The sequence below is a fragment of the Nocardioides sp. CPCC 206348 genome (assembly GCF_048654705.1).
GTDB lineage: Bacteria > Actinomycetota > Actinomycetes > Propionibacteriales > Nocardioidaceae > Nocardioides.
Window position 1 is genome coordinate 68700 of record NZ_JBMCZA010000195.1, and the last position, 2089, is coordinate 70788.

The 2089-nt window shown below is 69.6% G+C and carries 2 protein-coding genes; both read right to left on the reverse strand.

What is annotated here, in order from left to right; translation table 11 throughout:
- The coding region (gene glmS / locus ACOADB_RS18050) for a glutamine--fructose-6-phosphate transaminase (isomerizing) (protein ID WP_378601481.1) at positions 1–1540 on the reverse strand (1540 nt) is incomplete at its 3' end.
- 53 nt (positions 1541–1593) lie between these two features.
- Positions 1594–1857 carry a hypothetical protein gene (locus ACOADB_RS18055; protein WP_378601483.1) on the reverse strand — a complete coding sequence of 88 codons (264 nt, stop codon included), beginning with the start codon at positions 1855–1857 and terminating at the stop codon, positions 1594–1596.
- Positions 1858–2089 lie beyond the last annotated feature (232 nt).

The window sequence follows — 2089 nt, forward strand, 5'->3', positions numbered from 1 at the left end:
GGGAGATGAGCGCCAGCGGACCGTGCTTGAGCTCGCTGGTCTGGTACGCCTCCGCGTGCCGGTAGCTGATCTCCTTGAACTTCTGGGCGCCCTCGCGGGCGACCGGGAAGCCGCGCACCCGGCCGATGAAGAACAGGCTCTCGGCCCGCGCCAGCGAGTGGGCCACCTTCGCCAGCTGGTCCTCGCTCGCGAGGATCTCCTCGATCTGGCCGGGGATGGCCTTCAGCGCGGCGATCAGGCGCTGGCCGTCGGAGATCGAAAGGTCGCGCACCCGCCCGAGCTGGACGGCGAGCAGGGCGAACGCGAGGTACATGTTGGTGAGCGCCTTCGTCGACGCGACGGCCACCTCCGGCCCGGCGTGCAGGTAGATGCCGCCGTCGACCTCACGGGCGATGGCCGAGCCGACGACGTTGACCAGACCGATCACGCGGCCGCCCTTGCGTCGTACCTCCTGGACGGCGAGCAACGAGTCGATGGTCTCGCCCGACTGGCTGACGACGACGTAGAGGGTGTCCGGCTCGATGATCGGGTTGCGGTAGCGGAACTCGCTGGCCGCCTCGGCGTCGGCAGGGATCCGCGCCAGCTCCTCGATGAGGGCCGCGCCCATCTGGCCGACGTAGTACGCCGACCCGCACCCGAGGATCTTGACCCGCCGGATCGCGCGCAGCTGGCGGGCGTCCATGTTGAGGCCGCCGAGGTGGCCGGTCCCGAAGCGCTCGTCCATCCGGCCCCGGAGCACGGCCTCCGCGCGGGCGGGCTGCTCGAGCATCTCCTTGTGCATGAAGGAGTCGTGGTCGCCGGCCTCGTAGGACTCGGGGTCGATGTCGACCTCGTTGGCGCTGCGGTTCGTGGCGGACAGGCCGGATGCGTCGAGGCGGTATGTCTTGAAACCGCCGGCGGTGACCGTGGCCATCTCGCCGTCCTCGAGGTGGGCCACCGTCGTGGTGTAGCGGATCAACGCGGCCAGGTCGGAGGCGACGTGCATCTCGTGGTCGCCGACGCCGATGAGCAGCGGGCTGCCGTTGCGCGCCACGACGATGCGGTCGGGGAAGTCGGCGTGCGTCACGGCGATGCCGTAGGTGCCGTCGATCCGGCTCAACGCCTCGGCGACCCGGGCCTCCAGGGTCGACGCGGTGGAGCGGCCGATCAGGTGGGCGAGCACCTCCGTGTCGGTGTCGGAGGCCAGCTCGATGCCCTGGTCCCCCAGCTCCGCACGCAGGGCCGAGGCGTTGTCGATGATCCCGTTGTGGACGACGGCGACGCGGCCGTCGACGCTCGTGTGCGGGTGGGCGTTGACGTCGTTGGCCGGCCCGTGGGTCGCCCAGCGGGTGTGGCCGATGCCGACCTTGCCGGAGAACCGCTTGGGCAGTCCGTCCGAGAGGTCACGGACCCGGCCGGCCCGCTTGGCCACCTTCACCCCGCTACCGCTGACCACCGCCACGCCTGCGGAGTCGTAGCCGCGGTGCTCGAGTCGGGTCAGCCCTTCGAGGAGCAGCGGGGCCGCCTGCTGGGTGCCGATGTATCCGACGATGCCGCACATGTGTGGTTCCTTTCGGTTGTCGAGGAGGTCGCGCAGCGACCGTCTCGAGACACCTATCCGTAGATGATCCGGCGCAGCTGGCGCTCGGAGAGGTCGGGGGCGGCCACCACGCGGCCGCTGAGTTCGTCGCGGAGTCGGGCGAAGATCTCGGCGTTCTTCGAGCCGTTGGTCTTCAGCTCGGCGTGCCGGCGGCGGACCAGGTCCTCCACCGCCTCGGCATGGAAGGACAGGACGTCCTCCACCAGGCGCTCGGCCTCCGAGGGGGCCAGCCCGCTGGACTCCTGGACGTGGCGCAGCAGCCGCGGGTCGACGTACACAAGGTTGAGAGTGCAGCCGTGTCCACCAAATCTCAAGTTCCTGCCCGAATTTGGGCAGGAACTGGCTCCTCGGCCTGAGTGACCACCGTCGCCGGCTCGCGGAATGGAGGGTCGATGCCCGCTGGAACGAGCGATCTGGCCCTTGGGTGGAGCAGCTCGGGTCCATTTCCTGCGTTTTCCGGGTTCGAGGTGGGGGACGTGCTATCTTGGTGAACACAAGGTGAACAGGAGG